A 22346-nucleotide genomic window follows, 5' to 3' on the forward strand; every position below is an offset into this window, starting at 1 on the left:
GTCTAACGTGTTGGTTAGGCAAAATCAGCTTTATCTGCTGATTTTGCACAACCTCTCCTGAAAGCTCTGCTTCTAGTTTTTTTCTTGCCAAAAATGAGTCAATGCCTTTGATAACTCTTGCGGCCGTCGAATCTGCAAGGCATGCTGCCAGTGTAGCGGGAAAAGTTCTTGGTAACGCGGTGTCCGAAAGCGCTGATCCAGCAATAACACCACGCCGCGATCGCTGACATCTCGGATCACTCGACCGGCTGCTTGCAGGACTTTATTCATCCCGGGCAGCTGATAGGCATACGCAAAGCCAGCTGCCTTTTTTTCATCGTAATATTCCCGAATCAATTCTTGTTCGTGATTGATTTGCGGCAGTCCGACACCTACCACTGCGGCACCGATCAAGCGATCGCCTTTTAGGTCGATCCCTTCAGAAAAAATTCCTCCAAGGACACAAAATGCCACCAATGTTTTTGGTTGACTCTCTTGTTTATCTTGAATTGTTTCTAGCACGGATGATTCTTGCTGATTCACGGATTGAAACTTTGCAAGAAACGCTTCACGTTCAGCTTCATTCATAGCTGTCCCCTGAATCAAGACCTCCACCTCTGGCGTCTGTTGAGAAAATGCTGCCGCCACATCATCCAAGTAACGATAAGAGGGGAAAAAGACCATATAGTTTCCCGCTTTCGCTGCCGTCATTTGCTGGATCGCATCAACGATCGCAGGAATGCTGGCTTCACGTTGGCGATACGTCGTTTGGATATAGTCCGCAATAAAAATCCCCTGATTTTTCGGATCAAAAGGACTTGGCAAGCGATAGCGCAAAGCTTCATCGCCGCCACCTAATACTTCTTGATAATACGACAAAGGGGTAAAGCTCGCAGAAAACAACAGGCTGGCCTTGCCCTTATCTAACACGGATTCCAAAAACGGCGCTGGTTCGATGCAAAATTGCCGTAGTTTGATATCATAGCGGTCGATCTCCACCGTCGTTTCGTAGTGATCATCATAAAATTCACTGATCTTCAAATAATGGTTAGCTTCAAAATACACTTGCAACACTTCTTCTTGCAATTCATGCTCAGGATTTGCCGGCAACCATTCCTTCATCAATTCAGCTAATTTGTAAAGCTGGTTGACCATTGTATCATGAGGAGCCGCTTGATGATGGTACTCCCATCCTTCCTCTTTTGCTAATTGGGCTATAGCCACAAATTCTTTATCAACTTTGTTTAGTGCGCGTTTTAGTTTCTGTTGATCTTTCGGCAGCTTCTTCTTTAATTCCTTAAATGGCTGTCGCGAGATTGTTGCGGAATACATTTCTTTTGAACGGTTAACTAAGTTATGGGCTTCATCTACTAAAAAGAGATACTCTTCTTCTGGTTCTTCAAAAAATCTCCGTAAATAAACGGTTGGATCAAACAAATAATTATAATCACCTATAATGACATCGCAAAAGACACTGACATCCAGTGAAAGCTCGAAGGGACAAACCGTATGTTTCATTCCATAAGTCTCGATCACTTCTCGGGTTATTTGGTTTTCGTGATGCAACAGATCCCACAAAGCTTCGTTGATTCGATTGTAATAGCCTTGTGCATAAGGACAATGCTCAGGCGTACAATTTCGTTCATCCAAAAAGCAAATTTTGTCTTTGGCAGTGATCGTGACACTCTTAGTTTCACTACCGTTGTCTGCTAACTTGCTCAATGCATCTTCAGCCACTTGTCTGGTGATCGTCTTCGCCGTCAGATAGAAGACCCGATCAGCCCCTTCTTCCCCGAGAACTTTTAATGCGGGAAACAATGTTGACATGGTTTTTCCAGTTCCAGTGGGCGCTTCCGCAAAAAGTCGTTTGCCATTTTTTAGTGTTTTATACGCCGCCGCTGCTAGCTCTCGCTGCCCTTTACGAAAGGTTTCAAAAGGAAAAGATAGCAGCTGCAAAGATGTATTTCGGACACGACGCCAATTCTCTTGAAAGACTAGCCACTTATGATACTCCTGAAGTAAGTCTTTATAAAAAACTGCCAGTTCTGAAAACTGAAACGTTCTTCTCGTACGAGTAATCTGCTTTTCAGTCGTTTGATAATAAGTCAATTGTACGGCAATCCGATCGATTGGCTTCTTCGCTTCTTCTTGATCAGCAGAAACGGCTTCTTTTTTCTCCTGATCTTCACTCTCACTAAGCGCTGCTTGTTCATTTTCTTGTAGTAAAAACAAATAAGCATAAACCATTCCCTGGGCAAAAAACAAGTCGATTTGATCATCAGGAATATCTTCGAAAGCTGGTTCTGAAGTTTTGATCTCATCAATCACCCAAGAATCAACGGAAGCATCAAAAAAGAGACCATCGGCACGTCCTTCGACAGTGATGGCATCTTTCTCAATTTGGCTTTCTCGTTTGAAGAAGACTTCTTTTTGATACCCATCCCCGGCCTCTTTTTGTAGTTGGCGATGGATCCGGGCGCCTTCTTGCGCGGTATGATTACTGACTTTGCGGCTATCAATATCGCCTCGGCGCAAAATAAATTCTACGATTTTTCTAACCGCAACTTTTCCTTTATACACGTGTTCACCTTCTTGTTTGCCATTATAGCGGATAGTTTGCTTTTGGAAAAGCGAACAGAAACAGCTTTTCGTCCTCTGCGAATGGTATTTTCTCCAAACAGGTTTTATCCCTAAAAAAACACTTGTGGCAAAATGCCTACTCATCAAATAATCAACACCATTCCCACTTCCAGAAAATGGGTTTGTCGAAAGTTTATAAAAAAACCTACTCTACTCACCTAAGCAAGTAAAGCAGGAATATTTTTTAAGGAAAATTATTGATCCACCTGAATATCATAACTGACACCATTTTGGTCATAAGCTTGTTGATTGTCTAAATCTAAGGTGAACTCAAAGGTCCGTCCATCTGCTTTGATCGTCAAATGCTTCCCTTCAACCGTGTAGGATGCATCTTGGTAGGTGATCTCATAGATTTGATAGGGATCATTCGACAGCTGAACCTCTGAATGGGAAAAATGTCGCTGAAAATCACTTTCGATTTGGCCTTCATACAGGGTAACATCGCTGGCGCTGGCAGAACTATCTTCTAAATCCGCCATCGGCAAATACTGCTTAACGATCGTCAATTCATTCTCATGAAAATCATAAACCCCTTGGCTTTGCGGAAAGATGACACTCTCATCTTGGATCAGCATTAAATCAAGGCCGCCATTTTCAACCGCTTTCGAGGCGGAAGTAACGGTTTCAGAAGCTTCTTTTGAATCGTCGATGGCTAACTCCTCCTGGCCACAGCTCGCTAAAACGAATGCGGCGAAGCATAGAGTCAACAAAAATTGCAGCGATTTTTTCATAAAAACACCTTCTTACAAAAAAGTTGATGTATACCAATCAAAACTAACGCAAGATAGAGATGACACATTTTCCTCGTAGTTGGTCACGAAGAATGTTCATAGTTCCGTCAAAAACTAAACCAGTTTCAAACGAATCACACGCTTTCTTATTTTAATTAGTATAACAGCAGTTTTTTGCTAGTGCGGTTTCTTAGAAAAATTTTCGAATTCCCACAATAATTCTAAGCTTTTCTCTCATCAAACTATTCTTTATCTGACCACTTGCCTCAGAAGGATCTTTCACAGCATCTTCACAAAATAAAGTTTATCTGTACCAAGCACTGGTGTATCAGAAAGCACACCAAATGTTTCGAAGCCTGCTGCTTGATAGAAATGCGGCGCTTGGTAGTCTTGGGTGGTGACTGTCACAGAACGACATCCTACTTTTTTCCCATAATCAAAGAGCGCTTGAATCAATTGTTTCCCTATTCCTTGATTTTGATGGTCTGGATTGACTGCCAATAATTGAATATGGATCGTATTGCCTGTTCGTTTCCCAATCAATCCACCGAGTTGATCCTGATTGTCAAAAAAAGCCAAAGAGAGCTGTTCTTGATCGAAAAAGGCACTCACTACCTCCGTTTTTTTAGATGAATGATTGAGCCATTGACAGACTGCCTGACGATTGTCTTCTACGTTTATCGTTTTTATCATTAATTTTTCACTCCTAAAAACCTTTCTTTGTTTCCTCTAATACTTTAAGCTATACTTATAGTCAGACACAAGCATTTGTGATCCTAGGAGGTTTTAGCATGAAAATCATTGGTTTAGTGACAGGGCCCGTTCAAGAAAATTGTTACCTTATTTGGAAAGAAGATTTTTTGTTGATTGTTGATCCTGGAGCAGAAGCAGCGAGATTGATCGCTGAGATCGAAAAAACCGGCGCAAAACCAGCAGCGATTTTATTGACCCACACTCATTATGACCATATTGGCGCAGTTGACCATTTGCGGGATTATTATCAGATCCCCGTTTACGTGAGTCCGCTCGAGCAAGAGTGGCTGAGTGATCCTATGAAAAATCTTTCTGGACGCCATCCTGAATTAGGTCCCATCACCGCACGTCCAGCAGAAATTGAGCTTGAACTGAAAGAGTATGAGATAGCTGGCATGTCCTTTAAGGTGGTTGCAACGCCGGGTCATTCTATCGGCAGCGTCAGTTTTATTTTTGACAAGTTTGTCGTTTCCGGAGACGCCTTATTCAAAGGCAGCATTGGGCGGACAGACCTGCCAACCGGAAATTTGGAACAATTGCTGACCAGCATCCAAACGCAACTCTTTGTTTTACCGAATCAAATGGCCGTTTATCCTGGCCACGGGGAACCAACAACGATCGAGATTGAGAAACGGACCAATCCGTTTTTTAACGCATAAACGAATTACGAACCAAAGGAGGAATTACTACTTATGGCAAAAACGGAATTGTATGTCGTGCGTCACGGGAAAACCATGTTCAACACATTGCAGCGGGTGCAAGGCTGGTGTGACACACCATTAACTCGAACCGGTGAACAAGGCATCCACTATTTAGGACTTGGATTACGCGATGTGGATTTTGTGGAAGCAGTATCCAGTGACAGCGGCCGAGCGATTGAGACTATGCGTTTGATCTTAGGTGAACATGTCCGCGGACCGGAAATCCCTTACCATATCGACAAACGGATTCGTGAATGGTGCTTTGGCTCCCTTGAAGGGGCCTACGATGCAGAGATGTGGGGCGTTCTACCAAGAATCCTTGATTTTCCTGATTACGATGAGATGATTGCCAATCATGTCTCGTTTGAGGCGATCGCCAATGCGATTTACCACGCCGATACAGCCAACTGGGCAGAAACCTTCGACGTTTTGACCGAACGTGTGAAAACCGGTTTTGAAGATATCGCCTATCGCGTTGAGAAAAAAGGCGGCGGGAATGCGTTAGTTGTTTCTCATGGCTTAACGATCGCTTTTCTTTTGCATTTGATCAATGATGAGAACAATGTTCGTATGGATATTGAAAATGGTTCGGTCACTCGACTGATCTACGAAGATGGCAGCTTTACGATCGCCGAAGTTGGTAACACAGAATACATCAAAAAAGGCTTAGCGCTCTCTCAAGAGCTTTTATCCTAAAGAAGAACGTTGAACAACAAATCAATTTCTTTAATAAAGGAGCAGTTTTTGTTTTAAAAACTGCCCTCTTTTTTTAGGAAAAAGATTGGTATTCGAATCAGGAAACGGTATACTAAGAGTTGTATTTTGTCATAGAAAGGACTGGACCAATGTTTTTTACAAATTTTATAAAAGCGATTTTATTTGGGATCATCGAAGGGATCACGGAATGGCTGCCAATTAGCAGCACCGGTCACTTGATTCTTGCCGACGAATTTATCGGTTTGAATGTTACCCCCGAATTTATGACGATGTTCAATGTTGTCATTCAATTGGGCGCGATTTTAGCAGTCGTCTACTTATATTTCCATAAACTAAACCCTTTTTCACCGCAAAAAAATGAGATAGAGAAAAAAGATACGTGGACGTTATGGGTTAAAGTTATCGTTGCGGTCTTACCATCGGTTATTATCGGATTACCGTTAGATGATTGGTTAGATGCGCATTTCTACAATTTCTTTTCGGTTTCGATCGTTTTGATCGTTTACGGGATCGGCTTTATTGTAGTTGAAAAACGAAACAAAAATAAAGCACCAAAATGCACCGATTTGAACAAATTCACCTACAAAGCGGCTTTGATCGTCGGCATGTTCCAAGTATTGGCATTGATCCCAGGAACATCTCGTTCTGGTGCCACCATTTTAGGTGCTATCATGATCGGCGCTTCTCGCTATGTTGCTGCTGAATTTTCATTTTTCTTAGGTATTCCAACCATGTTTGGTGCCAGCGCATTAAAAATTTTCAAATTTTTGAAAGATGGCAATGCCTTTGATTTCCAAGGAACCGTCATCTTATTGACAGGAACCATCGTATCATTCATCGTTTCGATCATTGCGATCCGCTTCTTGATGAATTACATCAAACGGAATGACTTTACCGTTTTCGGATGGTACCGTATCGTTTTAGGAATTATTTTGATTGGCTATTGGCTGATCCAATTATAAGCAAAAAGAGCAACTATTGGGCATTTCAATGCTGCAATAGTTGCTCTTTTTTCGTTAAGTAGAATTCTTATTCCATCACGTGTTTTTGATTACCATACCGTCAATAATATCAACCGCACTTTCGGTATCGTTGATGATGGATTCAAAACGATCATAAATATCTTTCCATTTAATGATTTCCAGCACATCCGTTTCGTCTGTAAACAACGCTTTCTTCATTTTTGAATACAAAAGATCTGCTTCTGATTCAATCGTATTCACATCATTGATCATTTGACGCAACGTTTTTGAATTTTTGAACTTAGGAAATTCTTTTAAAGCCGTTTCAACGCCTTGTGTCGCTTGAACGATCATTTCAGCAAATAAGTTCGTCTCGGGGCGGATCTTCGTAATGACCAAATTCTCAAATAAATAAGTCAGTCCCATAATACCATCCAAAATATCATCTAAGCGCTCAGAGATGACCAAGATGTCTTCGCGATCGATCGGTGTGATAAATGAGTCGTACAACTCATTCGTTAGCTCAGCGATCACTTTATCCCCTTCTTTTTCTAATCCATGAATCTCGGCTGCTGCTTCACTTAACGCTGTTTCAGAGTAATCATTGATCAACAGCGAAAAACGTTTCGCAGCTAGATGACCATTTGTTGCCAACTGCTCCATTGCTGCAAAATAATCGAATCCTTTTTTTCGTGCCATTTCTTTCTCTCCTTACAAAATTAGCAATAAAAATTTGACCATTAGAAACGCAATCAATCCACAGCCAGGAAAGGTTAAAATCCAAGCATAGATCATTTCTTTTACAATGCGCCAATCAACGCTAGAAAAACGCCGAGACGCTCCAACGCCCATGATAGCGGTCGTTTTCGTGTGCGTTGTTGAAACTGGGATACCAAATACAGAAGACAAGAACAAACAGATTGCTGCAGTAACATCTGCAGAAAAGCCTTGGTATTTTTCCAGCTTTACCATATCCATTCCCACTGATTTGATGATCTTCATCCCACCGACCGATGTACCGATCCCCATGGTCAATGAGCAAAGAACCATCACCCACAGTGGGATCGCAAAGCCATTACCAGTCTTTTCAGCAAGATTGTTGTAAAAAAGGCCTAACATGAACACACCCATGAATTTTTGGCCATCTTGGGCACCATGCAAGAAGGCATTGGCACCAGCCGCAATGGCTTGCCCAACCGTAAAAATTTTGTTGGCTTTTCGCCGTTGCGTATCACGAAAGAGCCAAACGATCAGTTTTGTGATCAAAAATCCACCAATAAACCCCATTAACGTAGACACTACGAGTCCGATCAAGACTTTCAGCCATTCTTCACCGTTGACTGCATGTAAACCACCCAGGGCCATGGCAGCTCCTGTCAATCCCGCGATCAATGCGTGAGATTCACTGGTTGGGATCCCAAAGTACCAAGCAGCGACCGTCCAGACGACAATCGAGAATAAAGCAGCGGCTAAAGCAATCTGCGAGACTCGAAAGCTTCCACCTGAGTCAAATGTCACAATGTTGCTGATCGTTTCTGCTACTTGCGCATTAAAATACGTCATCACCAGTACACCTAAGAAATTCATGACGACGGCCATGCCAATGGCGATATTTGGACGCAAGACTCTTGTTGAGACCGCGGTTGCAATAGCATTAGGAGCATCCGTCCAGCCGTTGACGAAAATCACCCCTAATGACAAGACAATCGTTAGAAACAAAGCGATATTCACATAGATTCCCCCATTTAAAAATTCCGAAGTAATCATAGCATAGAAAGCTCTTTCTGTGTAAACTTTTTATAACTATTCTGTAAAAAATATGTAAAGAAGTATTTTTAAATTCCATAAAGCAAAAAATAGCGTGGCCGAAAAATCATTTTTTTGTGTTAAGTAAAATTTCTTTACAACTTTTATTGCAATCACTCTTGGCATTAGGTATAATGACTAGTGTTGATTTATACGTTTTCTAAACGTAATTGAACTTTTTTTTCGGAGGTGAAATACATGCCAAACATTGAATCTGCAATCAAACGTGTTCGCACAAGCGAAGCGGCTAATGCTAAGAATTCATCTCAAGTAAGCACAATGCGTACAGCAATCAAAAAATTTGATCAAGCTGTTGAAGCTGGTGCTGATAACGTAGATGCGTTATATAAAGATGCTGTTAAAGCAATCGATATGGCTGAGACTAAAGGATTAATCCACAAGAACAAAGCTAGTCGCGACAAATCTCGTTTAAGTAAAAAAATTGCAAAATAAGCAAATTAAGAAAGGCGCAGCAATCGATGATTGCTGCGCCTTTCTTTTTGACTTACTGTTTGCCATGTTTTAAAACAAATAGCTGGAACAAATACTCTTTGTCCATCTGACCACTTTTTACTAAGTAATCATTTTCGATCAATTCACTATATAGTGCTGCTAATTGCTTTTCTCCAAACCCACGAGCTTGCTGCATCGCTAACTTCACTCGGTACGGATGAATCCCCAACGTTTCTGCGATATTGGCTTGCTGGTAGCCAATTTTCATCAAAATCGCCGCCTGTAACAGCAGACGGACTTGGCTGATCAAGATAGCATTGATCTTGATCGTCTCTTCCCCTTGCAATAATAGATCGTCATACAAGCGCAACGCATCCGATACGTTCCCCTTTAAGACATCGCTGGTTAATTCAAAGACATTGTGTTCCAACGTCTTAGGGATCAACTGCAAGACGATCTCTTTCGTGATTTTATTGCCGTTTCCTGCATACAATCGCAGTTTCTGTAACTCCTGCATCGCTTTTGAAAGTTGCAGATCCGTTAACCGTAAAAACAAATCAAACGCCTCTCGGCTCATCTCGATGCCGTCATTGGCCAACGACTGTTGAAGATACTGACGCACGTCGGCTTCTTTCATAGGTGCGACATCAATCACAACTGCGGCTTTCTTCAGCTGCTTAGTAATTTTTTTCCGTTCATCTAATTTATCGACATCTGCAAAAATCACCATTACCGATGATTCCAATGGGTCTTTGATATAATTCAAAAAATCATCTAGGTCATGCTCAGGTGCATTGCTCTTTTTTTCAGCCGTTAAGAAAAATGGCCGCTCGACGAAAAGTAAGCGCTGATCGCCAAAAAAAGGCAACGATTGGGCTTCTTGGATCACCATATCAAGGGGATCTTTCTCCATGTCAAAGGAAGCAAAATTCAGATCATCTTTCCCAACGGAAAAACGCTCCAAAAAGGCCGTGCGAACTTGCTCTTGTAAAAACATTTCACTGCCGATGACTAGATAAATCGATTGCAACTCCTTGGTCCGAATTGCTTGCAACGCTTTTTGTAATTCCATCGTTCCCCCCGCTTTCATTCTTATCCTACCATTAGTCAATCGGATAGTCTAGCAGCGTTTTTATCAAAAATGATTGTTGTTTTTCAGACCAAATAAATTGGATCATGCCCTGGTGATCCGTTCGCAAAACGGTCTGATTTGCCAACGTTTCCAGCACCTCTTCATGAGGATGCCCGTACCGATTGTTCCGTCCACTTGAAACGATCCCGAATTGGAGGTCGATTGCCGCAACAAACTCAGGTGCCGTCGAGGTTCGACTGCCATGATGCCCTAGTTTCAATACATCAACTTTTAAATTCGGATAATCATGAATCAACTTTTTTTCCCCTGCTTGTTCGAGATCACCAGTAAACAAAAATGTTTTATCCCCTACCTTGGTTTTAATCACCATCGAATCTTCGTTTTGTCCTGCACCTGATTCTGGTGCCAATACTTGCAACTGAAGGAAATCACCTACCACCTGGCCAACCGTCGTCCAAACAACGCTTGTCTGCTTAGGCAGTTCGTTTAATAGCTTGGCAATCCGGTGATCTTGTTCACTTCCTGGTACAAGATATAACGTTTCAACGGGGATCGCCTTCATCAATGCTAGTGCGTCCCCCATATGATCCGTGTCCCCATGAGTTAAAAACAAACCAGTAATCTTCCTGACTCCCTCCCCCTTCAAAAAAGGAATCAATGTAGATTCCGCGGCAGCTTGTCGTTTACGCTCTTGCCAGGTTTCTTTCGGAAAAGACAGAGACCCTCCAGTATCGATCACATAAACTTCGCGATTTTTTTCTGCCTGTAAAACAATGCTGTCTCCTTGCCCAACATCGACATAGCTAATCGTCGGTACAACGCTGTTTTTTTGGTAGACCGTTGGTATAACGAGTGAGAAACAGATCACCAACAACCACCGTGTCTTTTGATAAAAAAACAGGCCAAGCAGACAACAGATGCCAGCCAATCCCACAGGTATAGCACCAATTGTCAGGGAAATGCCCCCAACAGCGCCTATAATTATTTCCAAAAGCAGCAAAAGTCCTTCGAAAAGGACAATCAGCCCCCTGATGGGTGGGAAAAGTGTACTGACCATAAACAATAAAAGACATGCTGGTAGCAAAATTACTTGAAAAAACGGCAGAAAGAAAAACGTCAATAAGCCGCCAAAGAGCGGAAATTCATAAAAAACTGCGACAATGATGGGTGCTGCAAGTACAGGTAAGAATTGGCAACACCAAAACCATGACCATCCAACTGGTCGTTGCATCAGTAGCAAAAACGTCATCAAAAGGCTTAGTTGCCCCGATGTTTGAAGCAATACTTTGGGATCAACGAATAAAAGAGCCGTTAAGACAATCCCATAGCGATCACTCCCCGATAGGCGTTGAGGAAAAAGGGCGTTCACTTGATTAACAGCCAATGCCAAGACGGCGCGCCATACACTAATGCCACCCCCACACAGACCGATCGCCCCTAAGAAAAAGACCACCAAAGGCAACAACATTTCTTTTTGCGTGAAACCCAATCGGCATAAGATCTCGCGAAACCATTTGAAAAATAAGACGACATGCATTCCTGAAATCGTAAAGAAATGCAACAAGCCACTTGCACTGTAAATTTGTCGCACCTCTTGAAACGCGTGATCTTTAAAACCAAAGAGCAATGCATTGATATAGGTAGCGGATCGTTCAGGAAAGATTCGTTGAACAGAAGAAATAACATCCGCTCGAACTTTTGCAAGCGAAAAGCCTGAGTCTGCTGCTTCCATTCCTACCATTTGTTCGATATGGACTGTGCCAATAATTGATCGACTGGCTAGATAGGCAGAATAGTCAAACCCGTGGCGGTTTCGTGGTTTTTCAGGAAGAGAAAAAAATCCTTTCACCAGCAGCTTTCTTCCCCAATCGGATCGATCCTGCCATTGCTGTTTTTCAGTCTCTGAAGAAATCGTGTAACGACCAATCACTTTACCTGCGGAGGATTTTGCTTCAAACGTAAGCAGATCACCATTGATTTTGATCGTGTCTGGCAGCACATTGACTACCCCTCGATACTCACCTTCTTGTATGTCCCCAGTCCGAAATAGAGAGACGCGGACACTTAACAGCAACAGTCCGACAAAACAAACCATGCACAAAAATGCCTGTCGTTTTAAGACAAGCATCCCGAAATAATAAAGTGCAATGAGTCCCAGTAAGATGGACTGCACATAGTAAGCAGTCACCGAACAAGCAAAAATAATACTAAGAAATAAAAATGAATCAGTTCTCTTTTGTTGGTTGTGCATCATTCAGCACACCAAATGAAAGTTTTTCAAAATACACCGGATCGAGTTCAACTTGGTGGACGGAAGCACCTACTTGTTGAATCAGTTCCATTGCATACTGATTATTGCGATAGTCATTCAAATAATGGATCGTTTTGACCCCTGCTTGCAAAATTGCTTTCGTACAGGGAAGGCAAGGAAAGTGCGTCACATAGATTTCCGCATTGTCTGTAGACACCCCTAATTTTGCACATTGCAATAAGGCATTCATTTCTGCATGAATAGTCCGAATACAATGGTCATCCACAACATAACAGCCATCGTCGATGCAGTGTACATCGCCACTGACGGATCCGTTGTAGCCTCCAGCAATAATTCGGCGATCTTTGACTAATGTAGCTCCGACCTCAAGTCGGGAACACGTACTGCGTAAAGACAGTAAAACAGCTTGAGCCATAAAATACTGGTCCCAAGGGATTCTCGTATTGCTCATTCGTTTGCTCCTTTGCGATTGATTAGTTCTATTCTAATCGAATTTCTTGAATTTTCAACCGTCATTTCTTAGTATTGCTTACTTTTATTTGGTTCAGTCCGTCACTGTAATCATCTCTTTCAAGGACTCAAAGGTCTTCTCTCCGATGCCTGTGATCTTTTTTAGGTCATCAATCTGTTTAAAAAAACCATATTCTTCGCGGTAAGCGATGATTGCTTCTGCTTTTTTGGCACCCACACCCGGCAGTTCTTGCAGTTGCTGCGCATTGGCTTGATTCAGATTGATTTGTGTCACTGCAGTCTGGCTGTCGTTTACTCCTGAAGCATTTATCTCCATAAACCCTTCATCCTCTTGATGGAGAACGATCACCATCTGTTGATCTTGCAGCACTTGTGCTAAGTTTATCGCTGTTTCTAACGCCTCTTCTGTCAGACCACCTGCTTGTTCGATCAGTTCATACATCCGCGCACCTGATTTTAAGCGATAAATTCCCGGTTGGTGCACTTCCCCTTTGATATCTATGACAATCTCAGATTCTTCATCGTGAGGACTTTCTTCTTGAAGGGTTCCACCTTCCACCATTTCAGACGTTTGCCCTGCTGCATCTGCCATTGAATGCCAGTTTGTTTCTTTGTTCTTCGAAAACGGCACAAACCAGATAATCAACAAAACCACCAGCACCGCACCTACAAGTGCAATCCGCCAGTAATCTTTAAGCATTTTCCATTGATCCATTTTCACCACCTCATAGATGAAATACGCAAAAAGTAATCAAGGACAGAAAAAAAGTCAACACTTTCCACGTGTCGACTTTTTCACTAGTTAAGAGTTTCTGTTTCACGCAATTCAGGAATTCACGACGCCGAGCCTCGATGATACAACGTTGTATAATAAGGCTGTTCGCTGGTATCGATCGCAATACCGATCCCCAGGTAGTCATACCCTTCAGTTAAGATCGTTGCCCGATGTCCTTCTGAATTCATTAAGCCTTGGTGAGCGTAAATGCTGCTGGCTTGGCCAAATGCTAAGTTTTCTCCTGCGGCGGTGAAGCTGATCCCGTCTTCTTGCATCCGATCAAAGGGGCTTGACCCATCCAAAGCAATATGATCAAAATACCGATTTTCAGCCATATCTTGGCTATGCTTACGGGCAGTCTCACTTGTTGCAGCACTAAATTCTAATGGCTCCAATCCAAATTTTACTCGAGTCGCATTCGTAAGTTCAAACAGCTGCGTACGCAGACCGCTTAATACCGCTGTCTGATTTTGCCTAAAATCATTTGCATGCAAGACCTCTAGCTCTTGATTGATGATTTGGATCGCGGTCACTGTGTCTTCGGCATGAACATCATAGAAAAAAGTAATCAATTGATCATCATGTAAAAAGAGATCATAGTTCGCATCTGGCTGGATTCGATACCGTCGTGATCCTCGTTGAAAACTTTCTTGACGCGTACCCATCTGATTACGAACGTTTGCTTTTGAAGACCCGATACCTAGCGTGTCATCGATAAGAATCGTATCTTGATTCGTATAGATCCCTTGCGCAATATCATGTTCATCATACATCACCATCATGAAGTTACGAAAATCATCGTGATAGGAAGTCCAGTTCAGTCCATACCGATTCGCTGATTCATTGATCGCTTCCCCAAAGGTTTCTTCGATCACTTGTCGTGATTCATTATATAAATATGTCTGGGCAGGTGTTTCTGCCGCTGGCCTTGCTGAAGTGTCTTGTGAAAGAGAAAATTGGGACGAGAGAGATTGAGTGATCTCGTTGAGGCGGGCATCCCGAAAGGCCAAACGACCGTCATGCCATGTGATCATCTGGCTTGCAAAATAAAGAAGCCCGATGAGAAAAATGCTTTTGAATAAGAATTTTAGTTTTTTCATACGACTCCTCCGTCAATGATTTTTTTATCTGCTAGCTGTAACGCGATCGGTGATCCACTTCACTCATCCTTAGTTTAGGTCGCTGAAGAAACCTTCTTGTCTTTTCTAAAGACTATCATTCCTGTGGGAAGTTGACCAGTTGCAGCATGAAATTTCTTAGATTGTCTATGTCTTTTTAAGCTCCTGTTAAGAAACTTTTTTTACTCACGAAAACTTTGCAGTGCCATCGAACGCTCCATTAAAATAAATACTCCTCATCAACAGGAAGAACTAATTAGTCTTCTATGCAAAAAAGCCTTGATTTCTCAAGACTTAATGATTTCTTGTATTTCAGCCATTGATTGGACGGTATGGTCGGCAGATACATCTTTTAAGATACCTTCTATATCATAAAAAATTGTCTTAACACCTGCTCCTTGTCCTGCAAAAACATCCATCGTACGATCGCCGATCATGACAGTTTGATCTTTGTCCAGCTGATATTTCTCGACAAGATAAATTAATGAAGTCGGATCAGGTTTACGGGGAAAGTTGTTTTCCGGTCCTACGATCTCAACGATCAGGTCTGCCATCTGTTCTTTTTCTAGCAGTTCTTTCGTTGAGATAACATCGCGGTGGGTCAAAATGTAGTTCTTGCCACCAGCAGCAACCACGGCTTCTAATGTTTCTTTGGTTCCTGCAAAGGAAAGCGGCAAACGATCATCCAGCGCTTCATTTGCTTTGAATGCTTTAGTGAACTCTTGAAAATCTAAGTTGTATTTTTCAGCAACTTTTTTGGAAGATGAATCTTTCAATATATAATAAATCTCCGCTGGATCTGGATCGAAGCCATACTCCTTCAATGTCTTGATAAAAGCTTTTAACATGATTGGGTAGCTGTCGTAAAGTGTTCCGTCAAAATCCCATATGTAAGATTGGTACATGATATCCCTCGTTTTCTCCCTTTTTCAAATGAATGAAAGTTCCATTCATTTTCAGTAACTCTAAAAAGTTTACCACACTTTGTTTGGTTTGTCTTATTTATCAAGGGATTTCCTCCACAAGAAAAAACGCCATTGACCATACAATCCTTCCGCTTGCACAAACCTACATGCAAGCGAATGTATTGCAGAACAATGAACGTTCCTCACTACGAAAAATTACCAGCTACCAGAAACACCGCCACCGCTGCTACTTCCTCCGCTAAAACCGCCAAAATCATTCGAAGAACTTTGCGTATCGGCAATGACTTGTTCTTGATGGGTCACATGATTATTCATCATCACAAAGAACAACGCCATATTCATCCCATGCGGGTCATACTCTTGGCGAGCATTATTTAAAACTGCTGCTCGATCAGAAGCATCAAATGAGGATAATTTGTTTGCTAAATCTGGGTGATTTTGATAAACCTGTTTCAAGTCAACTTGGAACAAGGCATCTGTTTTCACTTCCGCTAGAACATTAGAAACTTCTTTCGAAATGGCTTGTACCATCTCAGGATAGGTCGCTTTTTCCGTCACAAGTTGAGCTAAATAACGCCCCTGCTCATTGCGTCTTCTGATCTCTTCTTTAGCTTGCTTAGCTATTTCTGCTCGATACGCATCTGCTAAAGGCAAATTCTCAGGTAACACCGCATCAGTTAAATCGTAGTCTGCCATCTGTTCAGACACTTCCCTGCCTAATTGGGCTTCATAGGTTTTTAAGGTGTCATGTTGTGTAAGGATCACCTGACCGAAATGTTTGACCGTGGTTTTTTTCTTCATCAGCAAGTTTGAAAAATAAGATCCAATTGCTGGATTCGTCAAGGCATGTTGGATAACTCGTTTATCCGCAGTCGACAATCCAGTGATCGAGCTCAATTTCGCTGGCACGTAAGTACTCGTCACATACTGCGTAAATGCTTGTTGACAATCTTTGGCTGTCTGATACTGATGGTAACGCTGATAGTTCTTTCTATTGCTAGCCCATTTCAAGAAATCTTTCTGTTGGAAGTGACTATCTTCTAACAGATGTTTCGGCAACGGCAGGTACTCCGCAAAACGCTGTTTGGTTTTAAGATGACGAAAACTAATGAACCCTACAAGGCCTGCAGCTGCTGCCGCTACAACACCACTAACGATTTTTCCAATAGTGAACCACATCTGCTTGTTGGCTTCTGCTTCTTGTGCCTGTTTTTCTGCTAACATTTGCTTGCCATCTTGATAGATCGTCCCTAAACCAATCGTTTCATCCGCTTCTTTCATGCGCTGATAGACTTCATTAGAAGCTGCCAATATCGCTGTATCATAATCTTCATCTCGTAATGCGTCTTTGGCATCTTCATCCACTAAATCATCTTCCGATAGCTCACTGAAGACATAGGATAGTCCATCGCCATAACCCAGACGAAATTCACGATCATCAATAGCAAAGAGAAACAATAGTCCATTATTGTCCTCTGGATTTCCTAAACCATACTCATTGAACAGTTCCAAATTACGCTCTTCAATCGATTGCCCGTCTAAGGAAGGGATCGTGATCACAGCATATTCTGGCGCTCCGGTCAATGATTGGAACCCCTCTTTATTCAAGGCATCGATCTGTTCGATCGTCTCTTGTGAAAGGACCCCGGCATCATCACGAACAAATGTCTGTCCAAAGGCAATTGATGGTTGAAGGACAAAAAATCCCATCAAACCAACAAAAACCAACATCCCAAGTTGGAAGATTTTCTTCATTTTTACCACCCCTTTTTATCGTGTTATCTTTCATTGTATTCGATTCCAAACAATAAAACATCCGTCTTAGGAATGAAAAAAATAGTAACAGGACCAAAAAACCTTTAAAAGACAGCATTCTGATTAGTCTTTTAAAGGTCATTTCATCATATTTTCTTACAAAATGAACACGAGCTAGTTTTTAAATGAATGGATCGGTGCGGGAATACGACCGCCACGCAAAATGAAATCGGTAGACTGCGCAAGATTGGTTTTCATCACTGGCGCCGTCCCTAATAAACCACCAAACTCGATGCGATCGCCGATTTCTTTGTCTTTCGCTGGAATGATTCGGACAGCTGTCGTCTTGTGGTTGATGACACCGATCGCTGCTTCATCCGCGATCATTGCGGCGATCGTCTCAGCCGAAGTATCTCCCGGAATCGCAATCATATCTAAACCGACAGAGCAGATCGCCGTCATGGCTTCAAGTTTTTCTAAATTCAATAAACCAGCTTCTACTGCTTTGATCATCCCTGCGTCTTCAGAAACGGGGATAAAGGCACCCGACAGACCACCAACATGGTTGCAGGCCATTACGCCGCCTTTTTTGACTGCATCATTTAACAATGCTAGTGCAGCTGTCGTTCCGTGGGTACCGACAGATTCTAAGCCCATTTCTTCTAAAATCAATGCCACGCTATCGCCGACTGCAGGAGTCGGTGCCAGCGAAAGATCGACGATCCCAAATGGAACGCCCAAGCGCTCTGAAGCCACGCGCCCGACTAATTGCCCCATCCGCGTGATCTTGAAAGCTGTTTTTTTAACGGTTTCCGCCACGACATCAAAGGACTCGCCTTTGACTTTTTCCAAGGCACGTTTGACGACACCAGGTCCGCTTACACCGACGTTGATTTCCACATCAGCTTCACCGACCCCATGAAAAGCCCCCGCCATAAAGGGATTGTCTTCCACTGCATTGGCAAAAACAACCAGCTTTGCACAGCCCATATCTGATGCTTCAGCAGTCTTCTTGACTGTTTCTCCCATCAAACGCACTGCATCCATGTTGATTCCGGCTTTCGTTGATCCAATATTGACCGACGAACAGACAAAATTGGTTTGTGCCAAGGCTTCTGGAATCGATTCGATCAATGCAAGGTCGCCGCCTTGATAGCCTTTTTCTACTAGCGCACTATAGCCGCCGATGAAATTGACCCCAACTTCTTGCGCCGCTCGATCCAAGGTCTGCGCAACTTTGATACAGTCGGCTGGCGTCGGCTGGCAAGCGGCCACTACGATCGCTACAGGGGTAACCGAAATCCGCTTGTTAATGATCGGAATACCATATTCACTTTCGATCTCTTCGCCGACTTTGACAAGGTCTTTCGCTTTTGTTGTAATTTTTTGAAAAATTTTCTCACAGGTACGATCAATATCGGCGTCAATACAATCCAATAATGAGATCCCCATCGTGATCGTACGAATATCTAAATTTTCTTCTTCCACCATGCGAATGGTTTCAAGTATTTGATTTGTCTCCATAGTGCCTCCTATAATTTGTGCATGGTATCAAAAATTTCTTGATTTTGAATGCTGATTTTCACACCTAATGTCTGACCTACTTGGTGAAGCTCCTCACGAATACCGTCAAAATCCTGATTGGCATCCATGTTTAAAAGCATCATCATCGTGAAGTAATCTTCCATGATCGTTTGGGACACATCTAAAATATTGATTTCTAATTCTGCTAATTTCTGGCTGACACCAGCAATGATCCCAACCTTGTCTTTTCCAATAACGGTTAATACGGCTTTCATATCCTCCCGCCTTTCATTAAATTTTTCTTATTATAGCACAACAAAACCACATTTTCGATGTAACATCAAACGAAAATGCGGTTTATTCTATAAATGTTCGTTATTACGCCCGTTTAATCAAGTTTGCCTGGCTATCAAACTCATAAATGATCGGCTGTGCGTTAGGAATATCGATCGTATCCATGGCATCTTTGGGCACGTTCTCCAAGTACTTGACTAACGCCCGCAAGCTGTTCCCATGACCAGTGATGAGGATATTCTTATGATCTTTAAGTAACGGAACCACCTGGTCTTGCCAAAATGGGACTACTCGCGCCACCACCATCCCCAGATTTTCGCCCTTAGGTATCAAGCGGGGGTCTAAAGAATCATAGCGGCGGTCTAAATCATTTTCCTCCACATATAAAGGCGGTTCATCATATCCACGTCGCCATTTTTGCACCTGTTCTTTTCCATATTGTGCGACCATCTCATCTTTATTGACCCCTACTAATTGGCCATAATGACGTTCATTTAGGCGCCATGTTTTTTTCACAGGAACCCAAAGCTGATCGCTGGCTTCCAGAACGGCATCGCAGGTGATGATCGTTCGCTGCAGCACAGATGCAAAGGCAAAATCAAAGGAAATCCCTAATTCTTTGATCTGTTCCCCCGCAGCCCAAGCTTGTTGTCGGCCTTTTTCGGTCAGAGAAACATCCAGCCACCCTGTCCAATAATTTTCGAAATTTGCTTCACTTTCGCCATGTCGAATCAATACGACCTTCATTCTATCGCCTCCTCTTCTCTTTTATTATCGCAAGAAATCTAGAAAATGTCTTATGTTTCGTTTTTGTCGCTTTGTTTCAACCCACTTCTCATTTTGTCATTGCAGATCCTGGTTCTCGTTTAAGCGAAGCTGTTTCCTTTCTTCATTATCCGTTATTTTCTAAGCATCCTTTCAAATAGACGTATTTAGAAAATGGCTGCTGCTCCTTCACCACTTTCTTCTTGCTTGGATTGCAAATAATTTGAATAAATGGTGTGACCCTCTACAACAATTTTTGACTTTTTTTCTCTGACTTATTGACTTCAACTGATGTTATGCTATGATAGTTTCTATCACTTATATGTATTTTTATACATTTATTAGTTATTATTTGCATTTTTAATAGATGCGTAGAAAAAGTTAAAGGGGCGTTTACATGAAAAGGTTTAGTAAGGGAACTGTTTTATTAGGGATCATCACAGCGTTGCTGCCGTTTTTCTTTGTCGGACAAGCACATGCAGAAGAAACCGATCCAATCTATGAAAAAGTCAAAGAAAATGGTGTATTGGTCGTGGGTTTATCTGCCGATTATGCACCTTATGAATTCCGCGCCAATGTTGACGGAAAAAATGAAATCGTGGGAATCGATATTTCCATTGCCAAAAAAATTGCAGATGACTTAGGGGTCGACCTGAAAATCGAGGAACTTGGGTTTGATGCGTTGTTAGGAGCGTTAAAAACGGGCAAAATCGATGTCGTCATCTCTGGAATGGCTGCTACGGATGAGCGCCGCAAAGAAGTCAATTTCACTGACACTTATATGGAAGTCCAACAGACCGTTTTAGTTCGAGCAGAAGACGCGGATCGTTTTCAATCGACGGCTGATTTTGATGGTGTGGCTGTCGGTGCACAACGTCAAACCACCCAAGAAGAGCTGGCAAATACAGAATTGACTGGCTCCACCGTCACCTCTTTGCAAAGGGTGCCTGATTTGATCACCAATCTAAAATCACGCAAAATTGATGCGATCGTGATGGAAGGTCCCGTTGCCGAAGCATATGTGACGGCGAATGATACCTTGGCATTAGCTGAAAATGTCACGTTTGAAAACGGTGTGAAGGAGACCGCCATCGCCATCTCGAAAGAAGCGCCGGTTTTATTGGAAAAACTCAATTCCTCTATCGAAACTATCATTAGTAATGATCTTTTAAGCCAATACAAAGAAGATGCCTATCGTTTGATGTTTACTGAAGATGGCACGATCGATGAAGAGCAAAGCTTTTGGGAAAAATATCTACCCTTTTACATCACTGGAACTGGCTATACGATCTTCCTAGCCTTGGTTGGGGTATTATTCGGCTCTATCGGTGGCAGCTTGTTAGCCTTTATGAAGCTTTCTAAGTCAAAAGCATTGAAAGTCATTGCCGCTGTCTATATTGAATATGTTCGGGGAACACCTTTGTTAGTACAAATATTTATTGTATACTTTGGAACAGGCGTTTTAGGCTTAGAGCTTTCGAAATTAGCTGCCGGCTGTATTGCCTTAGCACTAAACAGTGCCGCCTATGTGGCAGAAATCATTCGTGCCGGGATCAATGCCGTCAATAAAGGACAGCTGGAAGCCGCTCGTTCATTAGGAATGAATCAGATCCAAGCGATGCGCTTCATCATTTTCCCGCAAGCCATCAAAAACATCTTGCCTGCTCTAGGAAATGAATTTGTCACAGTCATCAAAGAGTCTTCGGTCGTATCGGTGATCGGTGTGTCTGAACTGATTTTCCAAACAGGCGTCGTTCAAGGGGCCAGCTTCAAACCGTTTTTACCATACGTTATCGTATCATTGATCTACTTCGTATTGACCTTCGCCCTCTCACGTCTATTGGGTGTTGCTGAAAGGAGAATGAAAACTAGTGATTAAAGTTGAAAAATTAGTGAAAACATTTGGCGAAAATACCGTCTTAAAAGAAATCGATCTTGAAGTGACACCTGGTGAAGTCGTTGTGATCATCGGACCCTCAGGAAGTGGAAAAAGTACTTTCTTACGCTGCTTGAATCTGCTTGAACAGCCGACTGGTGGGAAAATCACCTTCGAAGGCAATGATTTATTGGTAAAAGGGGTGAAAATCGATCAGATTCGTCAAAAAATGGGAATGGTCTTTCAAAGCTTTAATCTATTCCCTCATAAAACGGTCTTAGAAAATCTGACTATCAGCCCGATCAAAGTCAAACAGCAAGAGCAAGCCGCTGCCGAAGAGACAGCGAAAGGATTGCTGGAACAAGTTGGCTTAGCTGAAAAAGCAGATAGTTACCCCTCTAGCCTTTCTGGCGGGCAGCAGCAACGGGTCGCTATTGCTAGAGCGTTGGCAATGGATCCTGATGTAATGCTCTTTGACGAACCAACCTCAGCATTAGACCCAGAAATGGTCGGAGAAGTGTTGACGGTTATGCAAGCTTTAGCAGAAAAAGGCATGACGATGGTGGTCGTTACCCACGAAATGGGCTTCGCCAAAGAAGTTGCCGATCGTGTCATCTTTATGGCTGACGGTATCATTCAAGAACAAGGAACACCAGAACAGATCTTTGAGCATCCGCAAAATGCGCGGACACAGGATTTTTTAAGCAAAGTTTTATAGAAATTGGAGATGACAAA

The 22346-nt window shown here is 42.4% G+C and carries 21 protein-coding genes; 6 read left to right on the plus strand and 15 right to left on the minus strand.

Translation table 11 applies throughout. The features are described from left to right. Positions 1 to 72: 72 nt before the first annotated feature. The 3 genes from IAE45_RS03050 to IAE45_RS03060 form a co-directional block, all read right to left on the minus strand. The gene (locus tag IAE45_RS03050) at positions 73 to 2559 is read right to left on the minus strand and encodes an ATP-dependent DNA helicase (protein ID WP_200124912.1); all 2487 of its coding nucleotides are present in this window, start codon (positions 2557 to 2559) and stop codon (positions 73 to 75) included. Positions 2560 to 2813: 254 nt separating this feature from the next. Next, positions 2814 to 3350, minus strand: coding sequence for a hypothetical protein (locus IAE45_RS03055; RefSeq protein WP_081118975.1), 537 nt, complete (start codon positions 3348 to 3350; stop codon positions 2814 to 2816). A gap of 279 nt (positions 3351 to 3629) precedes the next feature. Beyond that, positions 3630 to 4043 (minus strand): GNAT family N-acetyltransferase, encoded by a 414-nt coding sequence (locus tag IAE45_RS03060; protein ID WP_200124914.1) that lies wholly within the window; start codon positions 4041 to 4043, stop codon positions 3630 to 3632. Between the two features lie 98 nt (positions 4044 to 4141). On the opposite strand from IAE45_RS03060, the gene IAE45_RS03065 reads away from it, so the two are divergent. From IAE45_RS03065 to IAE45_RS03075, 3 genes are all read left to right on the plus strand, one after another. Next, on the plus strand, positions 4142 to 4762 hold the full coding sequence (locus IAE45_RS03065; RefSeq protein ID WP_077453727.1) for an MBL fold metallo-hydrolase: 621 nt from the start codon (positions 4142 to 4144) through the stop codon (positions 4760 to 4762). Between the two features lie 33 nt (positions 4763 to 4795). After that, entirely contained in the window at positions 4796 to 5500 is a 705-nt protein-coding gene (locus IAE45_RS03070; RefSeq protein WP_077453728.1) for a histidine phosphatase family protein, read from the plus strand. Between the two features lie 149 nt (positions 5501 to 5649). Beyond that, positions 5650 to 6483: an undecaprenyl-diphosphate phosphatase gene (locus IAE45_RS03075; RefSeq protein ID WP_081118973.1), complete on the plus strand. Its 834-nt coding sequence runs from the start codon at positions 5650 to 5652 to the stop codon at positions 6481 to 6483. 75 nt (positions 6484 to 6558) lie between these two features. On the opposite strand, the gene IAE45_RS03080 is transcribed toward IAE45_RS03075, so the two are convergent. Together IAE45_RS03080 and IAE45_RS03085 are read right to left on the minus strand one after the other, a co-directional pair. Continuing rightward, the gene (locus IAE45_RS03080; protein ID WP_077453729.1) at positions 6559 to 7182 is read right to left on the minus strand and encodes a DUF47 domain-containing protein; all 624 of its coding nucleotides are present in this window, start codon (positions 7180 to 7182) and stop codon (positions 6559 to 6561) included. A gap of 12 nt (positions 7183 to 7194) precedes the next feature. Then, positions 7195 to 8250, minus strand: a complete 1056-nt coding sequence (locus IAE45_RS03085; protein WP_081118972.1) for an inorganic phosphate transporter — start codon at positions 8248 to 8250, stop codon at positions 7195 to 7197. A 237-nt stretch (positions 8251 to 8487) separates the two neighbouring features. On the opposite strand from IAE45_RS03085, the gene rpsT reads away from it, so the two are divergent. After that, positions 8488 to 8742 carry a 30S ribosomal protein S20 gene (rpsT, locus tag IAE45_RS03090; RefSeq protein WP_005230162.1) on the plus strand — a complete coding sequence of 85 codons (255 nt, stop codon included), beginning with the start codon at positions 8488 to 8490 and terminating at the stop codon, positions 8740 to 8742. A 52-nt stretch (positions 8743 to 8794) separates the two neighbouring features. Here the strand turns inward: rpsT and holA are convergent, their stop codons facing one another. The 10 genes from holA to IAE45_RS03140 form a co-directional block, all read right to left on the minus strand. Next, a complete protein-coding gene (gene holA / locus IAE45_RS03095) occupies positions 8795 to 9814 on the minus strand; it encodes a DNA polymerase III subunit delta (protein ID WP_286088808.1) in 1020 nt (339 codons plus the stop codon). A 31-nt stretch (positions 9815 to 9845) separates the two neighbouring features. Continuing rightward, entirely contained in the window at positions 9846 to 12089 is a 2244-nt protein-coding gene (locus IAE45_RS03100; RefSeq protein ID WP_200124916.1) for a DNA internalization-related competence protein ComEC/Rec2, read from the minus strand. Continuing rightward, a complete protein-coding gene (locus tag IAE45_RS03105) occupies positions 12061 to 12558 on the minus strand; it encodes a ComE operon protein 2 (protein WP_005230159.1) in 498 nt (165 codons plus the stop codon). The genes IAE45_RS03100 and IAE45_RS03105 overlap by 29 nt, the downstream gene beginning before the upstream one ends. A 93-nt stretch (positions 12559 to 12651) precedes the next feature. Beyond that, positions 12652 to 13293, minus strand: coding sequence for a ComEA family DNA-binding protein (locus IAE45_RS03110; RefSeq protein ID WP_081118969.1), 642 nt, complete (start codon positions 13291 to 13293; stop codon positions 12652 to 12654). 119 nt (positions 13294 to 13412) lie between these two features. Next, the gene (locus IAE45_RS03115) at positions 13413 to 14453 is read right to left on the minus strand and encodes a CAP domain-containing protein (RefSeq protein WP_200124918.1); all 1041 of its coding nucleotides are present in this window, start codon (positions 14451 to 14453) and stop codon (positions 13413 to 13415) included. A gap of 305 nt (positions 14454 to 14758) precedes the next feature. After that, a complete protein-coding gene (locus IAE45_RS03120; RefSeq protein ID WP_081118967.1) occupies positions 14759 to 15376 on the minus strand; it encodes an HAD-IA family hydrolase in 618 nt (205 codons plus the stop codon). A gap of 216 nt (positions 15377 to 15592) precedes the next feature. Further along, entirely contained in the window at positions 15593 to 17152 is a 1560-nt protein-coding gene (locus IAE45_RS03125) for a TPM domain-containing protein (RefSeq protein ID WP_200124927.1), read from the minus strand. Positions 17153 to 17326: 174 nt separating this feature from the next. Further along, the gene (locus tag IAE45_RS03130; protein ID WP_081118965.1) at positions 17327 to 18676 is read right to left on the minus strand and encodes a PFL family protein; all 1350 of its coding nucleotides are present in this window, start codon (positions 18674 to 18676) and stop codon (positions 17327 to 17329) included. 8 nt (positions 18677 to 18684) lie between these two features. Next, a complete protein-coding gene (locus IAE45_RS03135; protein ID WP_081118964.1) occupies positions 18685 to 18951 on the minus strand; it encodes an ACT domain-containing protein in 267 nt (88 codons plus the stop codon). A gap of 103 nt (positions 18952 to 19054) precedes the next feature. Continuing rightward, entirely contained in the window at positions 19055 to 19717 is a 663-nt protein-coding gene (locus tag IAE45_RS03140; RefSeq protein ID WP_081118963.1) for a 2,3-bisphosphoglycerate-dependent phosphoglycerate mutase, read from the minus strand. Positions 19718 to 20132: 415 nt separating this feature from the next. On the opposite strand from IAE45_RS03140, the gene IAE45_RS03145 reads away from it, so the two are divergent. Beyond that, positions 20133 to 21614 carry an ABC transporter substrate-binding protein/permease gene (locus tag IAE45_RS03145; RefSeq protein ID WP_081118961.1) on the plus strand — a complete coding sequence of 494 codons (1482 nt, stop codon included), beginning with the start codon at positions 20133 to 20135 and terminating at the stop codon, positions 21612 to 21614. Continuing rightward, positions 21607 to 22329 carry an amino acid ABC transporter ATP-binding protein gene (locus IAE45_RS03150; protein ID WP_200124929.1) on the plus strand — a complete coding sequence of 241 codons (723 nt, stop codon included), beginning with the start codon at positions 21607 to 21609 and terminating at the stop codon, positions 22327 to 22329. The genes IAE45_RS03145 and IAE45_RS03150 overlap by 8 nt, the downstream gene beginning before the upstream one ends. Positions 22330 to 22346: the final 17 nt, after the last annotated feature.

This window comes from Enterococcus sp. S53 (assembly GCF_016516865.1).
Lineage (GTDB): Bacteria > Bacillota > Bacilli > Lactobacillales > Enterococcaceae > Enterococcus_D > Enterococcus_D innesii.